Origin of the sequence: Microbacterium sp. 3J1 (assembly GCF_001049495.1) — a bacterium.
Lineage (GTDB): Bacteria > Actinomycetota > Actinomycetes > Actinomycetales > Microbacteriaceae > Microbacterium.
Genome location: NZ_CDWI01000014.1, coordinates 300574 through 322477 on the forward strand (window position 1 = coordinate 300574; position 21904 = coordinate 322477).

Consider the following 21904-nt stretch of genomic DNA (forward strand, 5'->3'; position numbering starts at 1 on the left):
AAGGGCCCTGTCCGTTTTTCGGACAGGGCCCTTTCACGTGGGCGTGCAAGGATCGGGGAATGACCTCCGTCCGCCTCATCCGCACGCCGGCGCTCGCCCCCGCTCCCTACGCCCACGCAGCTACGGCTCCGGCGGGCTCACGTCTGATCTTCCTCGCTGGCGCGTGCCCGCTCGACGAGGACGGACGCACGACCGCTCCCGGGGACTACGCTGCCCAGGCCGCGCACTGCATTCGCACGCTCCGGACAGCACTTCGGGCCAGCGGAGCCGACCTGACCGATGTCATCAGCACACGAGTGCTCGTCGCGTCGTCCTCGCAGGCCGACCTCGTGACCGCCTGGGATGTGGTCCACGAGGCATTCGGATCGCACGACGTCCCCAGCACGCTGCTCGGCGTCACCGTGCTCGGCTATGAGGATCAGCTGGTCGAGATCGAAGCGGTCGCGGCCATCTCGGAAGATGCCCGATGAGCGTGACGATCAGGCCAGCCTCGGCATCCGATGCGGAGCACGTCGCGTCGATCGAACGTGATGCGGACGTACTGCTCACAGACAGCTTCGGCGCATCCGAGTGGCCCCCCGCCGGTGACGCCGTCGAGCGGATCGGCGGCCCGGGATTCGTGCTGCTGCTGGAGGATCCGAGTGACGACTCCCCCGCGGGATTCGTGCACGTCCTGGATGCGGACGGTCACGCCCACCTCGAGCAGCTGTCCGTGCGGCCTGCTGTCGGGCGTCGGGGGTTCGGACGGCTGCTCGTGACCGCAGCGCTCGACGAGGCGCGCGCTCGCGGCTACACCCGCGTCACCCTGCGCACCTACGCCGACGTTCCCTGGAACGCGCCCTTCTACGCCTCCTGCGGCTTTCTCGAGAGCATCCCGGAGACGGCATTCCAACTCCGTCTCGTGGACACCGAGGCGGCGATCGGCATCGACCGGTACGGTCGACGGGTGCAGATGACGATCGAGCTCTGAGGCGCCGCTACCGTTCGAGAGAATGGCGGAAACCTGCTCCCCCGAGTCCGTATGCGATGCGCGCAGCCTCTCTGCCGCTTCTAGGCTGAGATCATGATCGATCGAGCCGACTACTACGCAGCCAAGCTCTCGTACGAGACGGATGCCAGCGACGTCCATGCCGCCCTCAGAGCCGGTGAAGACCTCATCGTCGTCGACGTCCGGTCGGATGAGGCCTGGGCGCAGGGACGTGTGTCCGGCGCCGTGCACATGCACTACAGCGAGATCACGACTCGAGCCCCCGTGGAGATCCCCCGGGATGCGGCAGTCGTGGTGTACTGCTGGAGCCCGGGCTGCAACGCCGGGGCGAAGGGAGCGCTCGAGTTCGCTCGGCTCGGCTATGACGTGCGTGAGATGATCGGCGGGTTCGAGTACTGGGTCAGGGAGGGCTATCCCGTCGAGGACGCCGATGGTGTCCACCGTCGCCCCGTGGACCCGCTGACGGGCATCGCTCGGGTGCGCACTCGCGCGTGATTGTGGCATACGACAAAGGCCCCCGGGATTCCCGGGGGCCTTTGTCGTCTGATCAGCGTGCGAAGTTGCCGCGGTAGTACTCGTACACCCAGCCGATGATCGCGATCACGAAGATCGACAGACCGATCGGGAGGAGGAACTGGCCGACAGCGAGTCCCACGACGAAGATACCGGCGGAGGCGGCCAGCACGATCGGCCACCACGACCACGGGCTGAACTCGCCGAGCTCGGGGTCTCCGTCGTCGATGTCGCTCGTCAGGATGTCTTCGGGCAGCTCACCGTTCTGCGCCTTGTGCGTCCGGTCGAGGTAGAACGCGATCATCGCACCCATGAAGGCGGCGAAGAACAGCGCCACGGTGCCGACCCACTCGATGCGCATCGCGAAGTTCTCGGCCGGCGTGGCCAGGATGTGCCAGCCGGTGTAGACGACGCCGACGAGGGCGAAGAACGCGGTGAGGATCCACCAGAGGATGACGTTGTCGCGCATGGCTCAGTGGCCCTCTCGCTCGCCGGGGGCAGTGGTCGCGAACTCGGCCGCCTCGGGGTGGTTCAGGTCGAACGCCGGGCGCTCGCTGCGGATGCGCGGGATCGAGGTGAAGTTGTGCCGCGGAGGCGGGCAGGACGTCGCCCATTCGAGCGATGCACCATAGCCCCACGGGTCGTTGACGGTCACCTTCGGTGCCTTGCGGGCTGTGATCCACACGTTGAGGAAGAACGGCAACATCGACGCACCGAGGATGATCGCGCCGATCGTCGACACCTGGTTGCCCCACGTCCATCCGTCGGCTTCGGAGTAGTCCGCGTAACGGCGGACCATGCCGTCGACACCCAGCCAGTGCTGGATCAGGAACGTCATGTGGAAGCCGATGAACAGCATCCAGAAGTGCACGTACCCGAGGCGCTCGTTCAGCATCCGCCCCGTCCACTTCGGCCACCAGAAGTAGAACCCGGCGAACATCGCGAACACGACCGTGCCGAAGACGACGTAGTGGAAGTGCGCGACCACGAAGTACGAGTCCGAGAGGTGGAAGTCCAGCGGCGGAGCCGCGAGGATGACACCGGTCAGACCGCCGAAGACGAACGACACGAGGAACCCGAGAGCGAAGACCATCGGCGTCTCGAAAGTGACCGAGCCTCGCCAGAGGGTGCCGATCCAGTTGAAGATCTTCACACCCGTCGGGACGGCGATGAGCATCGTCATCAGCGCGAAGAACGGCAGCAGGACCGAGCCGGTCACGTACATGTGGTGCGCCCACACCGCGACCGAGAGGGCGGCGATGGCGATCGTCGCGTAGACGAGGGTCTTGTACCCGAAGATCGGCTTGCGGCTGAAGACCGGGAAGATCTCCGACACGATGCCGAAGAACGGCAGCGCGATGATGTACACCTCGGGGTGCCCGAAGAACCAGAACAGGTGCTGCCACAGCAGGACGCCGCCGTTCTGCGGGTCGTAGATGTGGGCACCGAGCACACGGTCAGCACCGGCCGCGAAGATCGCCGCGGCGAGCACGGGGAACGCCATGAGGATCAGGAGGCTCGTGATGAGCGTGTTCCACGAGAAGATCGGCATGCGCCACATGGTCATTCCCGGGGCGCGCATGGTGATGATCGTCGTGATGAAGTTCACCGCGCCGAGGATCGTGCCGAAGCCGGAGATGCCGAGACCCAGCATCCAGAGGTTTCCACCGGCGCCCGGCGAGAACGACGCACTGGCCAGGGGCTGATACGCGAACCATCCGAAGGATGCTGCACCCTGCGGGGTGAGGAAGCCGGCGACCGCGATCGTGGAGCCGAACAGGAACAGCCAGAAGGCGAAGGCGTTGAGGCGCGGGAACGCGACGTCGGGAGCACCGATCTGCAGCGGCAGGATCGCGTTGGCGAACCCTGCGAACAGCGGCGTCGCGAACATCAGCAGCATGATCGTGCCGTGCATCGTGAACAGCTGGTTGTACTGCTCCTTGGTGGGGACGATCTGCATCCCGGGAGCGAACAGCTCTGCGCGGATCACGAGTGCCATCACGCCGCCGAGCAGGAAGAACAGCACCGAGGCGATGAGGTACATGTACCCGATCGTCTTGTGGTCGGTGGAGGTGATCCACTTGACGACGATGTTGCCCTTCTGCTCGACGCGCGAGGAGCTCATGAGAGCAGCCTGGCGTGCGGGCAGGGTGGTGGGGCGGGAGCGAGGGGCCTCGTCGGTGCGGGGGGCTTCAGTGGTCGACATGGCTTACTCCTCTCCTTCCTCGGAGTCGTTCTGGGGGCTGATGCCGGGGTAGTTCGCGAGACGGTCGTAGGCGTCCGTGATGTCTCCCGTGTTGCCTTCCTCCTCGAGCGTCTGGAGGTAGGCGTCGTACTCGTCCTGTTCGACGACCTTCACGTTGAAGAGCATCATCGAGTGGTACTCGCCGCAGAGCTCGGCGCACTTGCCGGCGTAGTCGCCGACGCGGGTCGGGATGAACGACCAGGAGTTGTCCTTCCCGATGTACATGTCCTTCTTGTAGAGGAAGTCGATGATCCAGAACGAGTGGATGACGTCGCGGGACTGGAGGTTGATCGTGACCTTCTGGTCGACCGGCAGCACCAGAGTCGGCAGCTGGGCCTGATCGATGTTGCCCGCGGCGTCGGGCTGCGCCTGGATTCCCATCGTCCATACGGCGTCGGAGTTGTCCTCCTCCTCGCCGTCGTACTGGAAGTCCCACGCCCACTGCTTGGCGATCGCGGTGATCTCGACGTCGGGCTCATCCCACTTCGTCTCGATGGCCGCCTGGTCGCGAGCGGTGAAGAAGAACATCCCCAGGACGAGGATGAGCGGCACGATCGTGTAGAAGATCTCGATCGGCATGTTGTACCGCATCTGCACGGGCAGACCGGTCTGCCCCTTGCGGCGGCGGTAGGCGATCGCCGCCCAGGCCATCAGGGCCCAGGTGATCACGCCGACGGCGAGCAGGACGATCCAGGAGTTCACCCAGAGCGACGACACGCGCTCGGTCTGGTTCGTGGCTGCAGGTCCGTCGTCCACGAAGCCGGGGAGATACCCGTTCAGCTCTGTGGTGGTACATCCAGCCAGGGCCACGGCGGTCACCACTCCCAACGGAAGAGCGACCCAACGAAGGCGGCGATTCGAGGGCACGATGCACCTTTCAGATTGCGGACAGGGCACACCCAAGTCTAGGGCAACCTCACACCTGATTCATGCCAACCACGCAGGTTGGCGGGGCTCCCGGGCTCAGTGGAAGCTGTCTCCACAGGCGCAGCTGCCCGCGGCGTTCGGGTTGTCGATCGTGAAGCCCTGCTCCGAGATCGTGTCCTTGAAATCGATGGACGCACCGTCGAGGTACGGGACGCTCATGTTGTCGACGATGACCTCCACACCGTCGAAGTCGACGGTCTCGTCGCCCTCGAGGTAGCGCTCGTCGAAGTACAGCTGGTAGATGAGTCCCGAGCATCCGCCGGGCTGGACGGCGACCCGGAGACGGAGGTCGTCTCGGCCCTCCTGCTCGAGGAGGTTCTTCACCTTCGTCGCCGCAGCATCGGTCAGCTTCACGCCGTGCGCCTGGGTGGTCTCTGCCGGGGTCAGTGTGATATCGCTCATGTCGCTCCTTGTGACGGGCCGCGCTCGCACGGCTGGTATCTCGATTTTACCCTCCGCCTCGCATGCGGGGCTCGGGTGATGCGGCTCGGCTCAGATGATGTCGTTCATCCGCGAGAGCAGCAGCGCCTCGGTCGCGACGGCGTGCCGGAACGTGTCGAGGTGAAGCGATTCGTTCGGGCTGTGGGCACGCGAGTGCGGGTCTTCCACGCCGGTGACCAGGATCTGCGCCTGCGGGAACTCGCGCACCAGATCCGCGATGAACGGGATCGAGCCGCCGACCCCGAGATCGACGGGAGCGACGCCGTAGCCGTCGCGCATGGCCTCGCGGGTGAGGGCGACCGCCCAGCCGCTGGTGTCGACGAGGAAGCCGTTGCCGAGATCCACGTCGGAGAATGTGAGCTCCGCACCGAACGGAGCATGTGCGCGCAGATGCGCCTCGAGCGCGGCATAGGCGTCCTCGCCCGTCTGGCCAGGCGCGACACGGGCGCTGATGACGACTGTGACCTCGGGCAACAGCGTGTTCGAGGCAGCGGCCACGCTCGTCGCGTCGATGCCGATGACGGTCACGGAGGGCTTGTTCCAGATGCGGCTGAGGATCGTGCCGTCTCCGATCGGCGAGGTCCCCGGGAGCAGTCCGGCCTCATCTCGGAGCGTCTCCTCGGTGTAATCGGGCGTCTGCGCGTCGCGCTCGATCATGCCCTCGACGGCGACCGACCCGTCGGCGTTCCAGAGGGTCGCGAGCATCGTGACCGTCGCCATCATGGCGTCGGGGACGGCGCCGCCGAACATCCCGGAGTGCGACGCGTGGTCGAGGGTGCGCACGCGGACGGTGAACCGGGCGTTACCGCGAAGCGACACGGTGAGCCCCGGTGTCGACGAGTCCCAGTTCCCGGAGTCGGCGACGACGATCGCGTCGGCGCGAAGGGCGTCCTTGTTGTCGGAGAGGAACTGCGCGAACGACCGCGAGCCGTACTCCTCCTCCCCTTCGACGAACATCGCGATGCCGAGCTCGAGGTCGTCGCCGAGCACCTCGGCGACCGCACGGATGGAGGCGATGTGGGCCATGATGCCCGCCTTGTCGTCGGCCGCACCGCGACCGTACAGACGTCCGTCTCGTACCGTCGGCTCGAACGGCGGCGTCTCCCACAGGGCATCGTCCCCCGGAGGCTGCACGTCGTGGTGCGCGTAGAGGAGGATCGTCGGCTTGCCGTTGCGCGCCGCGCGGGTGGCGAGGACGGCAGGCTGCCCGACCTCGTCGGTCCCGGGGATCGCCGCTCGCAGGATGCGGACATCATCGAAGACGCCTGTTCCGGACGCGAGCGCGGCCACCGCCTCGGAGCTGCGCTCGAGCTGCGTCTGGTCGAACGCGGGCCACGCCATGCCGGGGATGCGGACGAGCTGTCCGAGGTCGCTCAGCGCGGCGGGGAACCCTGTGGCAGCGGCGTCCAGGACGGCGGCCTCGCGATCGCCGGACGGATTCGGGTCACCGGGCAGAGCAGGAGATGTCATGCGAGTAATCTTAAGGTGAACCCTTCACCGAACCGAGGAACGTCGTGGCCATTACCCCCTCCACCCCATCGACGAACGACGACGCCGCCGAGACGCCTGCCGTCGGCAAGGGTCGCGCGACGCCGACCCGTGCGGAGCAGGAGGCCGCCCGTCGCCGCCCCTTGGTCGCGAACACGAAGGAGGCGAAGGCCGCCGCGCGCGCCGAGCTCAACGAGCGCCGCAATCGCGCCCAGGCCGGGCTCGCGGCCGGTGAGGAGAAGTACCTCCCGGCGCGCGACAGGGGTCCGCAGCGCCGCTGGGTGCGCGACTACGTGGATTCCGGATGGCATCCCGCCGAGTTCGTGATGGGCGTGATGGTGCTCGTCATCCTCATCTCGCTGCTTCCGCCGAGCCTCGCCATCGGCGGGTTCGCGATCGCGGGCTGGGCGTACCTCGTGATGATGGCCTACCTCATCCTCGCCATCGGCGGCATGATCCTCCTCGGCATCCGGGTGAAGCGCAAGGTGGCGGCGAAGTTCGGCCAGGATCGGATGGAGCGCGGCCTCGGCTGGTACGCGGCGATGCGCTCCCTGCAGATGCGCTTCATGCGACTCCCCAAGCCTCAGGTGAAGCGGGGCGACCGCCCCGCCTGATCCCTCGCACGTCAGTGGCGTCCCTGCTCCGTGGAGCGTGGGACGCCTCTTTCGTGCCGCGGATCAGCGGCGCACGAGACCGCGGTTGATCTCCCGGCCCCAGAACGGACCGCGATAGAGGAAGGCCGTGTACCCCTGCACGAGCGTCGCGCCGGCGTCGAGCCGCTCCTGCACATCGGAGGGCGTCTCCACTCCCCCGACCGCGATGACGCAGAAGTCCTCGGGAACCGCGCCGCGCACGAGACGCAGCACCTGCATCGACCTCTCCTTCAGCGGCGCCCCCGAGAGGCCGCCGGCGCCCGCGGCCTCGACGATCGCGGGCTCCGTCAGCAACCCGTCGCGGCTGATCGTCGTGTTGTGCGCGATGATCCCCGCAAGCCCTTCATCGACGGCCATCTTCGCGATGGCCGAGATCTCTTCGTCGGCGAGGTCCGGGGCGATCTTGACGAGCAGAGGCGTCGAGCCGGAGGCGGCCCGCACGGCCCGCAGCAGCGGCGCCAGGGTCTCGACCGCCTGCAGGCCGCGGAGACCCGGGGTGTTCGGTGACGAGACGTTGACCGCGAGATAGTCGGCCAGGGGGGCCAGGCGCGTGGCGGATGCGACGTAGTCGGCAGTGGCGTCTTCCACGTCGACGACTCGGCTCTTGCCGATGTTCACCCCGATGACCGTGTCCGGCGCTCCTCTGCGGAGAGCGGCGAGGCGGCGAGCCACCGCATCCGCTCCCTGGTTGTTGAAGCCCATCCGATTGACGACGGCCCGATCGGCGATGAGGCGGAAGAGGCGCGGCCGTGGATTGCCGTCCTGCGGGATGGCGGTCACGGTGCCGACCTCGACGTGTCCGAAGCCCAGCGCGGCGAGTCCACGCACTCCCACGGCGTTCTTGTCGAAACCGGCGGCGATGCCGAACGGAGACGGGAAGGTCAGGCCGAGCGCCTGGACGCGCAGCGACTCGTCCGGCTTCGTCAGCGCCCGCGTCGCCCAGGCGAACGGAGGGGCACCGAGCACGCGGATGACCGCCATGCCGGCGTGATGGGCGAACTCGGGATCGAAGCGCGACAGGACAGCGCGGAAGAGCAGCGGATACATCCCTGCCAGATTACCGGTCTACGGGCTCCCGCTCGGTGTGGTCGGCGCGGAGCTCGGTGATCGCGCTCTCGAAGTCCTCCAGTGACTCGAAGGCCTGGTAGACGCTCGCGAAGCGGAGATAGGCGACCTCGTCGAGGTCGCGCAGGGGTCCGAGGATCGCCAGACCGATCTCGTTGGCGTCGAGCTGCGAGACCCCGGTCTGCCGGACGGCCTCCTCGACCCGCTGGGCGAGGATGGCGAGGTCCGCCTCCGTCACCGGGCGGCCCTGGCAGGCCTTCCTGACGCCGGAGATCACCTTCTCGCGACTGAACGGCTCCATCACCCCCGATCGCTTGATCACGTTCAGGCTGGCCGTCTCCGTGGTCGTGAACCGTCCGCCGCACTCCGGGCATTGACGGCGCCTGCGGATGGACAGACCGTCGTCGCTGGTACGGGAGTCGATGACGCGGGAGTCCGGATGACGGCAGAAGGGGCAGTGCATCTGACCGATCCTACGCCGTGAACCGCGCCTCGACGGCCTCCCCGTGGGCGGGCAGCGCCTCGCTGTCGGCGAGGGCGACGACACCCGCCCTGACCTCGGCGAGAGCGGCACGGTCGTAGGAGATCACCTGCTGCGGACGCAGGAACGTGTACGCGCCGAGACCGGGCGCGTAGCGTGCCTGTCCGCCGGTCGGCAGCACGTGGTTGCTCCCCGCCATGTAGTCGCCGAGGCTCACGGGCGTGTGGTCGCCGACGAAGACGGCCCCTGCGCTGGTGAAGGATGCCGCTGCGGCATCCGCGTCCTCCAGGTGGAGTTCCAGGTGCTCAGGCGCGTAGGCGTTGCTGAAAGCCGTCGCCATGGCACGGTCGTCGACGAGCACGATGGCGGACTGGGGTCCTTCGAGCGCGGCCGAGACCCGGGTGGCATGCCGCGTCGCGACGGACTGGCGCGCGATCTCCTCGCCGACGCTCTCGGTGAGCTCCAGAGAGTCGGTGACCAGCACGGCTGACGCCTGTTCGTCGTGCTCCGCCTGGCTCACCAGGTCGGCCGCGATCAGACGCGGGTCCGCCGAGGCATCGGCGACGACGAGGATCTCGGTCGCACCCGCCTCCGAGTCGGTGCCCACGACGCCGGCGACCGCTCGCTTCGCGGAGGCGACGTAGTTGTTGCCCGGTCCGGACACGATGTCGACGGGGTCGAGTCCGACCGCGTCGATGCCGTGCGCGAACGCGCCGATCGCGCCGGCGCCGCCCATGGCGTAGATCTCCGTCACGCCCAGCAGTCCTGCCGCGGCGAGGATGGTCGGGTGGATGCGTCCGCCCTGGTCGGCCTGAGGAGGCGAGGCGAGAGCGATCTGCTGCACCCCGGCGACCTGCGCCGGCACCACGTTCATGATGACGCTCGACGGGTAGACCGCCTTGCCGCCCGGGATGTAGACCCCGACCCGGTGCACGGGCTGCCAGCGCTGCGTGATCGTCGCCCCCGGACCGATCTCGGTCACCTGCGTGGCGGGCACCTGGGCGGTGGAGGCCTCGCGGACCCGGCGGATCGCTTCCTCCAGTGCCGTCCTCACCGCCGGATCGAGGGAGTCGAGCGCCTCGGTGATGTGCTCCGCGGGCACGCGGATCTCGTGGCCCGAGACGTTGTCGAAGCGTTCCGCCTGCTCACGGAGGGCGTGCTCGCCGCGCTCGCGCACGTCGTCGACGATGCGCACTGCGGTGTCGAGCGCTTCGGCCCGCGCCTGGGTCGCCCTCGGAACGGCCGCGAGCATGTCAGCCGGCGAGAGCTCTCGCCCTCGCAGATCGATGGTGCGCACTGTCAGCCCTTCGTGATGTCTGCGATGTCGTGAAGGTAGCCGAGCCGGCCGTCATCGTGCCGCACGACGTAGGCGCCCCCGCGGTCCTCGATGACGAGCGCCCAGGCGTTCGGACCGATGCGGAAGAGCACGTCGCCCCGCTCGTCGTGGACGTCACGCTCGGTGGGCGCGAGGATCCAGAAGGGCTGCCCGGCGCCGCGCGCCTCCGCGTCGAAGTCCGTCGCCGGCGCCGAGTCCACAGCGGGGAACGCCGTGGTCTCCGTCGCGTCGACGTCGTGCGCCGACATGCCCATGATGGACTCGATGCTGCCGGTGTCGGAGACGATCTCGGGCTCCGGACCCCGCGAGCGTCGGGAGTAGGACGGCACATAATCGTCGTCCGAGGTCGCCTGCTCCGTACCGGTTCCTCCGCCCGACGCGTGAGCCGCGAGAGGCACCTGCTCGGCGAGATCGAGACGGGCGACCTCGTCGGTGGCCTGCTGCCCCGAGAGCTCGACGTCGAGCTCCGCGGGTCCGTTCGTGCGCGTGGTTGCGGCGGCGGGCGGCGGTGCGGCGGCGAACCCGGCATCGTGGGCCACGCCGTGGTCCGGGACTGGCGCGATCGTCGGCGCCGAGGGGCTCTCTGAGTGCTCATCGACGCCTCGAGGCACGTCGGGGTCCTCGTCGGCAGAGGGCGCCGGCTCGGGGCGGGGCCGCGCGATGACCGGACGGACCGGGTTCGCATTGCGATGAGCCAGGGTGACGAGCCGCCCGTGGAAGTCCTCCTTGAGGCTCGGCACGAGCGGCGCGAACACGGTGAAGATGACCAGAGCCAGCGAGGCGATCAGCTGCACGATGCCGTTCCAGCTCAAGGCGACGACACCGAAGTCGATGCTGAGTGCGACCAGGTTCCAGAGATCCGCGACCCAGTACACCGCGGCCACCGAGAAGGCGACGGAGGCGAACTGATCGATGCCGAGGGAACCCACCCGGCGAATTCCGTCGGGCGAGAACCGGCGGAGGACCAACAGGAACACGGCGACCGTGGGGACGCCGATCGGGAGGATCCACTGGATGCCCGTCCCCCAGATCGATGCGTCGCCGCGGTACGGGAAGAACGATGCGACGAAGGCGATCAGCCAGGCGCCGACGATGAGCAGCTCGCGCAGGGTGAATCCGAGGATCCCGTACTCCGGCGTCACCTCCTCGTCGTACAGCACGCCGTCCTCCGGCTCGAACGAGTCGTCGTCGGCGATCGGGTCTGATGCGGCGGTCGCGCCGTCGGCGTATGAATCCTCGTCGTTGCGGAAGGGAGTGTCCGTGCTCATGGGGGTCCTTTCGTCACGGTGCAGGCATCGTAGGCCCTGCACACGACGCATCCTGATTTTACCGGGGTACGTCCTGGGGGACAGTACAGGAATCCGATGACGCGGATGCTCAGCCCAGGCAGGCCGGCCCGAGCAGCGATTTGAGGTCACCGAACAGGTCGGCGGACACCTTCACCGGCATCGGCACGTCGAAGACCTTGGCGGTTCCGCCGCGGTGCACTCGCAGCACGACCTCCGTGTCGCCGTTGTGGCGTCGAAGCACGTCGGCGAGCTCGTTCATCACCCGTTCGGTCGCACGTTGCTCGGCCAGCACCAGCGCCAACGGGCCCGCCGCGTCGAAGGATCCGACATCGGGCGCGAACGCGGACTGCGCATGGAGGTTGAGCCCGTCGTCTCGTCGGGAGACACGGCCGCGGACGGCGAGGATGGAGTCCTGCTGCAGGATGTGCTGGAACTCGGTGTAGGTCTTGCCCATGAACATGACCGTCACCTCGCCGTTGAAGTCCTCGACCGTGATCATGCCGTAGGGGTTGCCGCTCGCTTTGGCGACGCGGTGCTGGACGCTCGTCACGAGGCCCGCGACCGTCACCTGATCTCCGTCCTGGACGTCCTCGGAGTTGTTGAGGTCGTGGATCGAGATCGACGCATGCTTGGCGAGAGGCACTTCGAGCCCGGCGAGCGGGTGATCGGACACGTAGAGCCCCAGCATCTCGCGTTCGAACGCGAGCTTGTCCTTCTTGATCCACTCGGGTCGAGCAGGCACCTTGGCGGGCGCCGCCTCCTCCATGCCGTCGTAGAGGCTGTCGAAGTCGAATCCGATGGCGCCCTGCGCCTCGTTCCGCTTGCGGTCGACGGCGGCCTCGACCGCGTCCTCGTGGATCTCCATGAGTGCACGACGGGAATCGCCCATCGAGTCGAAGGCGCCCGCCTTGATGAGGGACTCGACCGTGCGCTTGTTCGACACGTGCAGCGGCACCTTGTCGAGGAAATGATGGAAGGAGGTGAAGCGCTCGTCCTTGCGTGCCTTGACGATGCCCTCGACGACGTTGCTGCCGACGTTACGCACGGCACCGAGGCCGAATCGGATGTCGTCCCCGACGGCGGCGAAGTAGTTGATCGACTCCGAGACGTCGGGCGGCAGGACCTTGATGCCCATGCGACGGCACTCGTTCAGGTAGAGGGCCATCTTGTCCTTCGAGTCGCCGACGCTGGTCAGCAGCGCGGCCATGTACTCGGCGGGATAGTGGGATTTCAGGTACGCGGTCCAATACGACACGAGGCCGTATGCGGCGGAGTGGGCTTTGTTGAAGGCGTAGTCGGAGAACGGGAGGAGGATCTCCCACAGTGCATTGACGGCTCCGTCGGAGTACCCGTTCGCGTGCATCCCCGCCTGGAAGCCCTCGAACTGCTTGTCCAGCTCCGACTTCTTCTTCTTGCCCATGGCGCGGCGGAGGATATCGGCCTGTCCGAGGGAGAAGCCCGCCACCCGCTGCGCGATGGCCATGACCTGCTCCTGATAGATGATCAGGCCGTAGGACTCGTCGAGGATGTCGGCGAGGGATTCGGTGAACTCCGGATGGATCGGCGTGATCGGCTGCATGCCGTTCTTGCGCAGCGCGTAGTTCGTGTGGGAGTTCGCTCCCATCGGCCCTGGCCGGTAGAGAGCGATGAGCGCCGAGATGTCGCCGAAGTTGTCGGGTTTCATCAGGCGCATGAGCGAGCGCATCGGGCCGCCGTCGAGCTGGAAGACGCCGAGCGACTCGCCCCGACCGAGCAGGTCGTACGCGCCGCGGTCGTCCAGCGCGAGGTGCTCCAGATCGAGCTCCTCGTTGCGGTTCGACCGGATGTTGTCGAGCGCGTCCGAGATGATCGTGAGGTTCCGCAACCCCAGGAAGTCCATCTTGATCAGACCGAGGGTCTCGCACGACGGATAGTCGAACTGCGTGACGATCTGCCCGTCCTGCTCGCGGCGCATGATCGGGATGATGTCGAGCAGCGGCTCGGACGACATGATCACACCGGCCGCGTGCACACCCCACTGGCGCTTGAGTCCTTCGAGACCCAGGGCACGGTCGAACACCGTCTTCGCCTCAGGGTCGGTCTCGATCAGCGCGCGGAACTCGCTCGCCTCCTTGTAGCGGGGGTGAGCGGAGTCGAACATGCCGTCGAGCGGCATGTCCTTGCCCATGACGGGAGGCGGCATGGCCTTCGTCAGCCGCTCCCCCATGCTGAACGGGAATCCGAGCACCCGACCCGCGTCCTTCAGCGCCTGCTTCGACTTGATCGTGCCGTACGTCACGATCTGGGCGACGCGCTCGGAGCCGTACTTCGCCGTGACGTAGTCGATGACCTCGCCGCGACGACGGTCATCGAAGTCGACGTCGAAGTCGGGCATGGAGACGCGATCGGGGTTGAGGAACCGCTCGAAGATGAGGCCGTGCTCGAGAGGGTCGAGGTCCGTGATCTTCATCGCGTAGGCGACCATGGATCCTGCTCCGGATCCTCGACCCGGCCCCACGCGGATGCCGTTGTCCTTCGCCCAGTTGATGAAGTCGGCGACGACGAGGAAGTAACCGGGGAACCCCATCTGCAGGATGATGCCGGTCTCGTACTCGGCCTGCTTGCGCACCTTGTCGGGGATCCCGCCCGGGTAGCGGTAGTGCAGGCCGTTCTCGACCTCCTTGATGAGCCAGCTGTCCTCGGTCTCGCCGTCCGGCACCGGGAAGCGGGGCATGTAGTTGGCGGAGGTGTTGAACTCCACCTCGCAGCGCTCGGCGATCAGGAGGGTGTTGTCGCAGGCCTCGGGGTGGTCGCGGAACATCTGGCGCATCTCGGCGGCGGTCTTGATGTAGTAGCCGTCGCCATCGAACTTGAAGCGGTTGGGGTCGTCGAGCGTGGAGCCCGACTGCACGCACAGCAGCGCCGCGTGGGCATCGGCCTCGTGCTGATGCGTGTAGTGCGAGTCGTTGGTCGCCACGAGCGGGATGTGGAGGTCTTTCGCGAGGCGCAGGAGGTCGGTCATGACGCGCCGCTCGATGGAGAGCCCGTGATCCATGATCTCGGCGAAGTAGTTCTCTTTGCCGAAGATGTCCTGGAACTCCGCCGCCGCGGCGCGGGCCGCATCGTACTGACCGAGCCGGAGCCGTGTCTGCACCTCTCCCGACGGGCACCCGGTCGTCGCGATCAGGCCCTTGCCGTAGGTCTGCAGCAGCTCGCGGTCCATGCGCGGCTTGAAGTAGTACCCCTCCATGCTCGAGCGTGAGCTGAGCCGGAAGAGGTTGTGCATGCCCTCGGTGCTCTGGCTCCACATCGTCATGTGCGTGTAGGCACCCGATCCGGAGACGTCGTCGCTCTTCTGGTCCGGCGATCCCCACTGCACACGCGACTTGTCGCTGCGGTGCGTGCCGGGGGTCACGTAGGCCTCGAGACCCACGATGGGCTTGACCCCGGCCGCGTTCGCCGCCTTGTAGAACTCGAAGGCGGCGAAGGTGTTGCCGTGATCGGTGACGGCGATGGCCGGCATGCCGTAATCGGCGGCCGCCTGGGTCATCGCGCCGATCTTCGCCGCACCGTCGAGCATCGAGTACTCGCTGTGCACGTGCAGGTGTACGAAGGAGTCGGATGCCATGCGTTCGAGTCTACTTTCGGCGTCCGACATCGGGACGCCGCGGCGGGCCGACGGGCTCCGGCGCGGATGGCAGCGCCGGAGCCCTCCCCCCGTCAGGGCAGCGCGTCGACGATCGTGGTCGTCATCGTCTTGCGGATGTCGGGGATGTCGGCCGGCGCGGGGTCGGTGGCCGCATCGACGTCCGTACGGTCTCGGCGTGAGGTGTACTCGACGACCCACCCCGTCGTGTGATCGATCGACACGGTGACGGTCATAGGGTCGCTCATCTCCGTGAATCGGGACCGATAGGTCACGACATCCCCATCGGTAGCGATGATCTCAGCGTTCCCCGAGAGGGTGACAGCCTCGATGAACGTGGCCCGCGTCGCCGCAGGCGCATAGTTCTCGACCAGGACGTCGATGACGTTGCTGAGCGCGAGCTCGTCCAGGGCCGCCGGGTCCGATCCCCACTCCGAGGCCCTGTCCCGGAAGGACTGGAGCAGCGCCTGAGGGTCGTCCGGGTACTGCAGGTACCACTCATCGGATCCGGTGAGCGGTACCGTCTCGCCGCCGATGCCACCCGTGTACGTCCACGTCTGCACGTCGCCCCGATACGGGAGGATCGCATCCCAGCCTGCGCTTTGATCGGCGGGGTACGAGGCGAGCCGTTCATTGGTCGGGCCCGATCGACCGACCCACTCTCCGCTGCGGTCGCCGGGTACGTAGACGGTGTTGACGTTGCGATAGATCGCGGCGGCGACCGGCGCATCATCGTCCGGACGATACGACCATTCGTAGAACCACGGGTCTCCAGTCCCTCGATAGATGATCCGCTCGTCCGTGGTACGGACGCTGAGGTGCTGCCCGGCCTGCGGCGTGGTGTCGGGAAAGGGCTCCGTGATCCCGGTTCCCGCGGTCGGCGCGGGGTGTGGAAGCGCCACCCCGGGCTGGCGTGGGTCCACCGTGGGCGCGGGTACTGCCTCGACCTGCGGCGCGGGTGCCGTGATGTCGTTCACCACGACGACCGCAGCGGTGGCTGCGGCAACCCCGGCGACAGCTCCCGCGATCAGGAACACCGGGCGACGCGCGATGCGCTTCCGCTCCGCTGCGCTGCCCGCATCGATGCCCTGAAGAAGCCGTGACCGTGCTTCCATGATCCGGTCGTCCGCGAGATACACCCCCGCCTCGACCTCACGCACGCGCTCGAAAATGTCCATCGACCTCTCCTTCCTTGCCGTTCAGGTCCCGTCCGCGACTCGCGAGACGAGTCGGGTTCAGTCGCGTGCGCACGCGGTTCATCCGGGAGCGTACCGTCCCCGTCGGCACGCCCAGCGCCTGGGCGATCTCCTCGTAGGTCAGGTCTCCCCAGGCGTACAGCAGAAGCGTCTCCCGGTCCTTGGCCGAAAGAGCGGCGATCCGCGGCGCCAACTCCCGGGTGGAGATCTCGGCGTCCATTCGCGCGATCGTCGCCTCCAGACCGCCGGCGGAGATGTGCTCCTCGCGGTTCATCGACTCCGTGCTCGAGCGGAGGTGCCTGGCCTCCTTCGCCCGGTGCTTCCTGATCAGGCGAGAGGCGATCCCGAACAACCAGGGCAGCGCGCTGTCCCACGACGTGTCGAACGCGGTCCTGCGGGCGAACGCGACGAGGAACGTCTCGCTGAGGATGTCTTCTCCCGCATCCGGTCCCAGCCGTCGGGCGGCGTACCGCCCGACGGCCCCGGCGTGCCTGTCGAAGAGTTCCGCGAACGCCCGGGGCTGCCCGAGCGATCGCTGGATGATCTCGCTGTCTGTGCTCACACTATGTATTGCCGCAGAACGCGAGAACGGTTCACTTTCGGTCACGGAGCGCCGTTCACGACGGTCGTCGAGTACACGCTGCGCTGGTCGGGAACGGCATCCGGCACCAGCGCTGATCCCGAGCCTGTGGTCATCGTGGTCTCCGTCACGAGCCCGCTGGCGAGGTCGATGGTCGCGGTGCGGCGCTGGATCGTAAGGTTCCCCGCGAGGTCGTCGACCGGCGTGTCGAGCGCGACGGTCACGAGGTCGCCGACCGCGGCGATCACGACGAAGCCCTCCAGCATGCTCAGGGACGCATACATCGCTGCGCGGGCCTCCGGTGATCCGCCGTTGCGGGCGAGCAGATCGACGAGCAGCCAGCCGACCTTCGCGTCGTCGGCCTCGGGCGGCGTCTCCTGGTGCTCGTCGATCCAGACGATCAGTTGAGCCGGATCCTTCGGCATGGCTTCGTAGAACGCGGCGAGGGAATCGCCGGCGGTGGTCGGCCACGGCGCGCCTGCGCCCCCGCTCACCCCGTAGGGGTCGTACGAGCTGTGAGCGACCTCCTGGAGATACTTCTGCGATCTCGCGCCCGCATCCGCCCCGTACAGATCGCCGAGCTGGACCGGCCGCCCGACGTAACGCCATTCCCCATACTGATCCGCCGGCAGGTAGGTCTCCGTGTTGCTCGACACGGTCCACGCACTCGTGGCGCTCGACCGGTCGGCGGCGTACTCTCCCCATGTGCCGTCGGCCCCGCTGTACACGATGGTCGCCGTCGCGGTCGTGACGCGCACGTACTGCCCCGGGGCCGCGGTGAGACCGGTGAAGGCTCCCGCAGACGCTCCTGCCGCGCCGAACACGCCTGCCGCCGTCAGCGGTTCCGAAGTCGCCTCCGCGGTCGGCTCGGACGTCGGCAGCGGGCTGGGACCGACCGACGGCCTCGGTGCCACCGGAACGGCTTCGACGCCACCGGTGGTCGGGGTGAGACCGCCGACCACGAGCACACCCGCTGTCACTGCCGCGCCGATGCCCAGCAGTCCCCCTGCCACGATCCACGGGCGGCGGGCGGCGCGCGGGCGCGCCGGCTGCTGCTCCGCCGCGATCGCGGTCAGAAGTAGCGCTCGTGCCACCGAGATGTTCTCATCGGCCCCTTCGACCTCGGGGCGGGTCTCCTGCACCTTCTCGAAGATGTTCACCGCACGCTCCCTGCTGCTCGATCGGCCTGTGTCTGTGCCTTCTCATACGCCTGTACCTTGCGCACCGGGTCGAGACGTCTGCGCACGCGGTTGAGTCGTGAGCGCACCGTTCCCACGGGCACTTTGAGCGCCGTCGCGATCTCGTCATATGTCATGCCCTGCCAGGCGTAGAGCAGAAGGGTCTCGCGGTCCTTCGGGGCGAGGGCGGCGATGCTCGATCTCAGCGCGTGGACCTCGCGTTCGGCATCGACCCTCGTCATCGCGTCGTCGACGCCGCCCTCCGAGGAGTGCTCCCCCCGCGAGACCTCCGCGACGAACGAGCGCCAGTGCTGAGCCTCGACGGCACGGTGCCGACGGATCAGCCGGGAGGCGATGCCGAGCAGCCAGGGCACGGCGGATTCGTGCACCGAGTCATAGTCGGCGCGTCGGCGGAACGCCACGAGGAAGGTCTCGCTGAGGATGTCCTCCGCCGTCTCCCGACCGACTCTGTACGTCGCGAAGGCGTTGACCACGCGTGAGTGTCGATCGAAGAGTTCTGCGAACGCGGGGGGTCGGTCCAGCGACCGCCGGATGATCTCGCTGTCTGTGCTCACGCTGAGTATTGTCCGTGCGCCCTCGACGAGTTCACGTTTTCTTCGGCGACGGTCGCAGATCGAGCCTCATGAGCACTCGGGGAAACCCGTCGAGGATCGATCCCGTGTCGGCCGCCTTCGTGAATCCGGCCTCTTCGAAGAGCCTCCGCGTTCCCACATACGCCATCGTGGGGTTCACTCTCGCGCCCTCGTTGTCGACCGGGTATCCCTCGATCGCGGGCGCTCCCCGTCTTCTCGCGTACTCGACCGCTCCGCCGATCAGCGCGTGCGAGATGCCCTGCTTCCGATGCCCCGGACGAACCCGGATGCACCACAGAGACCACACGTCGAGATCGTCGACGTGCGGGATCAGCCGATTGCGCGCGAAGCTGGTCTCCCGCCGCGGATGCAGCGCCGCCCAGCCGACCGGCTCACCGTCGAGGTAGGCGATCACACCGGGAGGCGGATCCTCCTGGCACAGCCCTCGCACCCGATCGGCGCGAGCCGCTCCCCTGAGCGCCACGTTCTCCTTGCTGCCGATCCGGTAGCTCAGACAGAAGCAGACGTTCGATGTCGGCTTCTTCGGGCCGACGAGGGTCGCCACGTCGTCGAACTCCGTCGCCGGTCTCACCTCGATGGCGGTCATGCGCACAGTCTCGCGCACACCACCGACAGAGGCCAGCGGCAGGCGGCGGCGGGCGGCAGCCGGCGAGTCAGTCGGCGCGAAGGATCGCGAGCGCGCGCTCGAAGTCGGCCGGATACGCCGACTCGAACTGCACCCAATCCCCCGTCGCGGGATGCGAGAACGCGAGCTTGTGCGCATGCAGCCATTGGCGCGTCAGCCCGAGGCGGGCAGACAGGGTGGGGTCGGCTCCATAGAGCGGATCTCCCACGCACGGATGCCGGTGGGCCGCCATGTGCACTCGGATCTGATGCGTGCGCCCCGTCTCCAGGTGGATCTCGAGGAGCGACGCACCGGGGAAGGCCTCGAGCGTCTCGTAGTGGGTCACGGAGGGCTTTCCGTCCGGCACCACGGCGAACTTCCACGAGTGGTTCGGGTGCCGGCCGATCGGCGCGTCGATCGTGCCGGACAGCGGATCGGGGTGACCCTGGACCACGGCGTGGTAGATCTTCTCGACCGTGCGGTCCTTGAAGGCGCGCTTCAGAGCCGTGTACGCGGATTCCGTCTTGGCGACGACCATCAGTCCGCTCGTGCCGACGTCGAGTCGGTGCACCACTCCCTGACGTTCAGCGGCGCCGCTCGTCGCCACCCGGAAGCCGGCGGCAGCCAGCGCTCCGACGACCGTCGGCCCCTCCCACCCGAGGGAGGGGTGCGCGGCCACACCCGTGGGCTTGTCCACGACGACGATGTCGTCGTCGTCGTACACGATGCCGAGCTCGGGGACCGCGATGGGGACGATCTTCGGCCCCTCCTTCGGCTGCCACTCGACCTCGAGCCACGCGCCGCCCCGGAGGCGACTGGACTTGTCGAGGACGACACCGTCGAGGCTCACGCCTCCGGCTTCGGCGACGTCGGCGGCGAAGGTGCGGGAGAAGCCGAGCATCTTCGCCAGCGCGGCGTCGACGCGTGTGCCGTCGAGTCCGTCAGGAACCGGCAGTGACCGGGACTCCACCCTCAGCGTCCGTCCGACACGGGCGTGCCCGCGGCGGCATCCGAATCGCCCCGCTCAGGAGACGCCGTCGTGTTCGACGACGACGATCCCTCCGAGAGCGCCACGGCCTCCGCGTCCTCGTCCGTCTCGACCTTCACGTGATCGCGCTCGCGAGTGCCGTCGAAGCGCAGTCCGAAGACGACGAGGAGGGCGACGGAGATCATGCCGGAGACGATGAAGATGTCGGCGACGTTGAAGATCGCGGGCATCATCCAGGGCATCGAGATCATGTCGACGACATGACCCATCGGGAAGCCCGGTTCGCGCAGAAGGCGATCCGTCAGGTTTCCGAGCACCCCGCCCAGCAGGCAGCCGAGGACGACGGCCCAGAGGCGGGAGCGGAGACCGAACGCCTTCCAGACGATCACGCCCGCGACGACTGCCAGCGCGATCGTGAAGATCCACGTGACGTCAGACCCGAGCGAGAACGCGGCGCCGGGATTGCGCACGTAGTACAGCTGAAGGAACTCACCGAGAACCGGCACCGGCTCCTGCAGCGGCAGGTTCTGGATCGTGAGGTGCTTCACAAACTGATCGGCGGCCAGTACGACCGCTGCGAGAACCGCAACGAGCGCACCGGCCGCCGACCGACGAAGAGGACGGCGTCCTGGCAAGAGGACGACCTACAGTCCGATCGCGGAAACCGGGGTCGAGTCCGTCGACGCCGACTTCTCATCGAGGTCGCGGAGCTGACCCTCGATGTAGCCGCGCAGCTGCGAGCGGTAGTCGCGCTCGAAGTTGCGGAGCTCCGTGATGCGGGCCTCGAGCGTGTTGCGCTCGCGCTCGAGACGAGCCGATTCCTCACGCTGCTTGGCCTCGGCCTCGGTGCGGATGCGGTTGACCTCGCCCTCGGCGTCGGCGATGAGCTGAGCGCGCTTGGCCTCACCCTCGGCGACGTGCTCGTCGTGCAGGCGCTGGGCGAGCTCGATGATGCCGGCGGTGGCGGTGGCGGATCCCGACGGGGCGGGTTCGGCGGGCGCGGCGACCGGAGCGGCCTCGACAGGAGCCGGCGTCTCGGCGGCCGGAGCCGCTGCGGGAGTTGCTCCCGACTCGTACGCGGCCAGCTTGGCCTTGAGCTCGACGTTCTCCTCGAGGGCCTTGCGCCACTCGATGACGATCTCGTCGAGGAAGTCGTCGACCTCGTCCGGGTCGAAGCCGTCCTTGAAGCGGACGTGCTGGAACTGCTTGGTGACGACGTCATCCGGGGTAAGTGCCATGGGTGGCTCCTTCGATGAGTTCGGTTGCCAGTTTCGAGAATGGCGTGGTCGAGATGTGGCGCGAACCCGGGGCGCGCACCTGGGAGCCAAGCATAGCCCCCGAGCCTGGGCGTCGCGATGTCACGACACTCACGCGCGCCGAAGTCACGGCCGTGTCAGATGAAGATCCGGACGATGTTCATCAGGATCAGGACGATGAGGATCGTGATCGAGAATCCGAAGTCCAGGGACAGCGAACCGATGCGCAGCGGCGGGATGATCCGCCGGAAGAACCGGACCGGAGGATCGGTGATCGTGTAGACGGCCTCGGCGGCCACGAGGCCCGCACCCTTCGGCCGCCATTCGCGATTGAACATCGGGATGTAGTCGAGGATGAGACGCGCGAACAGCACCAGCAGGTACAGCAGGAGCATCAGATGGACGATGCTCGCGATGACGGAGACGAACCCCACGGG

At 67.6% G+C, this 21904-nt stretch carries 23 protein-coding genes; 4 read left to right on the forward strand and 19 right to left on the reverse strand.

Annotated features, from left to right (window positions below; genetic code table 11):
- The first annotated feature begins 59 nt into the window (after positions 1 to 59).
- The 3 genes from BN2660_RS15865 to BN2660_RS15875 all read left to right on the forward strand — a co-directional run bounded on the left by BN2660_RS15865 (position 60) and on the right by BN2660_RS15875 (position 1483).
- Positions 60 to 470, forward strand: a complete 411-nt coding sequence (locus tag BN2660_RS15865; protein ID WP_091234552.1) for a RidA family protein — start codon at positions 60 to 62, stop codon at positions 468 to 470.
- Positions 467 to 970, forward strand: a complete 504-nt coding sequence (locus BN2660_RS15870; protein ID WP_091234555.1) for a GNAT family N-acetyltransferase — start codon at positions 467 to 469, stop codon at positions 968 to 970. Before BN2660_RS15865 ends, BN2660_RS15870 begins: the two co-directional genes overlap by 4 nt.
- 93 nt (positions 971 to 1063) lie before the next feature.
- Complete coding sequence (locus BN2660_RS15875) at positions 1064 to 1483, forward strand: rhodanese-like domain-containing protein (protein WP_091234559.1); 420 nt, start codon at positions 1064 to 1066, stop codon at positions 1481 to 1483.
- A gap of 52 nt (positions 1484 to 1535) precedes the next feature.
- Here BN2660_RS15875 and BN2660_RS15880 read toward each other — a convergent pair whose 3' ends face one another.
- From BN2660_RS15880 to BN2660_RS15900, 5 genes are all read right to left on the reverse strand, one after another.
- Positions 1536 to 1970, reverse strand: a complete 435-nt coding sequence (locus BN2660_RS15880) for a cytochrome c oxidase subunit 4 (RefSeq protein ID WP_091234562.1) — start codon at positions 1968 to 1970, stop codon at positions 1536 to 1538.
- Positions 1971 to 1973: 3 nt separating this feature from the next.
- A complete protein-coding gene (gene ctaD, locus BN2660_RS15885) occupies positions 1974 to 3707 on the reverse strand; it encodes an aa3-type cytochrome oxidase subunit I (RefSeq protein ID WP_176697231.1) in 1734 nt (577 codons plus the stop codon).
- A gap of 3 nt (positions 3708 to 3710) precedes the next feature.
- Positions 3711 to 4613 (reverse strand): aa3-type cytochrome oxidase subunit II, encoded by a 903-nt coding sequence (coxB, locus tag BN2660_RS15890; protein ID WP_091234564.1) that lies wholly within the window; start codon positions 4611 to 4613, stop codon positions 3711 to 3713.
- Positions 4614 to 4709: 96 nt separating this feature from the next.
- Positions 4710 to 5075, reverse strand: coding sequence for an iron-sulfur cluster insertion protein ErpA (gene erpA / locus BN2660_RS15895; protein ID WP_091234567.1), 366 nt, complete (start codon positions 5073 to 5075; stop codon positions 4710 to 4712).
- Between the two features lie 90 nt (positions 5076 to 5165).
- Complete coding sequence (locus BN2660_RS15900; RefSeq protein ID WP_091234570.1) at positions 5166 to 6584, reverse strand: dipeptidase; 1419 nt, start codon at positions 6582 to 6584, stop codon at positions 5166 to 5168.
- A gap of 44 nt (positions 6585 to 6628) precedes the next feature.
- Between BN2660_RS15900 and BN2660_RS15905 the strand changes: the two genes are divergently transcribed.
- Positions 6629 to 7216: a DUF3043 domain-containing protein gene (locus BN2660_RS15905; protein WP_091234573.1), complete on the forward strand. Its 588-nt coding sequence runs from the start codon at positions 6629 to 6631 to the stop codon at positions 7214 to 7216.
- Positions 7217 to 7279: 63 nt separating this feature from the next.
- On the opposite strand, the gene BN2660_RS15910 is transcribed toward BN2660_RS15905, so the two are convergent.
- The 14 genes from BN2660_RS15910 to BN2660_RS15970 all read right to left on the reverse strand — a co-directional run bounded on the left by BN2660_RS15910 (position 7280) and on the right by BN2660_RS15970 (position 21901).
- On the reverse strand, positions 7280 to 8302 hold the full coding sequence (locus BN2660_RS15910; RefSeq protein ID WP_091234576.1) for a quinone-dependent dihydroorotate dehydrogenase: 1023 nt from the start codon (positions 8300 to 8302) through the stop codon (positions 7280 to 7282).
- Between the two features lie 10 nt (positions 8303 to 8312).
- A complete protein-coding gene (gene nrdR / locus BN2660_RS15915; protein ID WP_091234579.1) occupies positions 8313 to 8783 on the reverse strand; it encodes a transcriptional regulator NrdR in 471 nt (156 codons plus the stop codon).
- A gap of 10 nt (positions 8784 to 8793) precedes the next feature.
- Positions 8794 to 10098 (reverse strand): histidinol dehydrogenase, encoded by a 1305-nt coding sequence (gene hisD / locus BN2660_RS15920; protein WP_091234582.1) that lies wholly within the window; start codon positions 10096 to 10098, stop codon positions 8794 to 8796.
- Positions 10099 to 10100: 2 nt separating this feature from the next.
- Positions 10101 to 11405, reverse strand: a complete 1305-nt coding sequence (locus BN2660_RS15925; RefSeq protein WP_255305222.1) for a DUF2637 domain-containing protein — start codon at positions 11403 to 11405, stop codon at positions 10101 to 10103.
- A 109-nt stretch (positions 11406 to 11514) separates the two neighbouring features.
- The gene (dnaE, locus tag BN2660_RS15930) at positions 11515 to 15033 is read right to left on the reverse strand and encodes a DNA polymerase III subunit alpha (protein ID WP_091234585.1); all 3519 of its coding nucleotides are present in this window, start codon (positions 15031 to 15033) and stop codon (positions 11515 to 11517) included.
- A gap of 92 nt (positions 15034 to 15125) precedes the next feature.
- The gene (locus BN2660_RS15935; RefSeq protein ID WP_091234588.1) at positions 15126 to 16229 is read right to left on the reverse strand and encodes a hypothetical protein; all 1104 of its coding nucleotides are present in this window, start codon (positions 16227 to 16229) and stop codon (positions 15126 to 15128) included.
- On the reverse strand, positions 16204 to 16809 hold the full coding sequence (locus tag BN2660_RS16485; RefSeq protein WP_141651317.1) for an RNA polymerase sigma factor: 606 nt from the start codon (positions 16807 to 16809) through the stop codon (positions 16204 to 16206). Before BN2660_RS16485 ends, BN2660_RS15935 begins: the two co-directional genes overlap by 26 nt.
- Positions 16810 to 16850: 41 nt before the next feature.
- A complete protein-coding gene (locus tag BN2660_RS16490; protein WP_141651318.1) occupies positions 16851 to 17987 on the reverse strand; it encodes a hypothetical protein in 1137 nt (378 codons plus the stop codon).
- Positions 17984 to 18580 carry an RNA polymerase sigma factor gene (locus tag BN2660_RS15945; protein ID WP_091234591.1) on the reverse strand — a complete coding sequence of 199 codons (597 nt, stop codon included), beginning with the start codon at positions 18578 to 18580 and terminating at the stop codon, positions 17984 to 17986. The genes BN2660_RS16490 and BN2660_RS15945 overlap by 4 nt, the downstream gene beginning before the upstream one ends.
- Positions 18581 to 18611: 31 nt before the next feature.
- Entirely contained in the window at positions 18612 to 19205 is a 594-nt protein-coding gene (locus BN2660_RS15950) for a GNAT family N-acetyltransferase (RefSeq protein ID WP_091234594.1), read from the reverse strand.
- A gap of 67 nt (positions 19206 to 19272) precedes the next feature.
- Positions 19273 to 20193: an RluA family pseudouridine synthase gene (locus tag BN2660_RS15955; RefSeq protein WP_091234597.1), complete on the reverse strand. Its 921-nt coding sequence runs from the start codon at positions 20191 to 20193 to the stop codon at positions 19273 to 19275.
- A 2-nt stretch (positions 20194 to 20195) separates the two neighbouring features.
- Positions 20196 to 20846 (reverse strand): signal peptidase II, encoded by a 651-nt coding sequence (lspA, locus tag BN2660_RS15960; protein ID WP_255305223.1) that lies wholly within the window; start codon positions 20844 to 20846, stop codon positions 20196 to 20198.
- Between the two features lie 9 nt (positions 20847 to 20855).
- Positions 20856 to 21449, reverse strand: a complete 594-nt coding sequence (locus BN2660_RS15965) for a DivIVA domain-containing protein (RefSeq protein ID WP_091234601.1) — start codon at positions 21447 to 21449, stop codon at positions 20856 to 20858.
- A 155-nt stretch (positions 21450 to 21604) separates the two neighbouring features.
- On the reverse strand, positions 21605 to 21901 hold the full coding sequence (locus BN2660_RS15970) for a YggT family protein (RefSeq protein ID WP_091234604.1): 297 nt from the start codon (positions 21899 to 21901) through the stop codon (positions 21605 to 21607).
- Positions 21902 to 21904 lie beyond the last annotated feature (3 nt).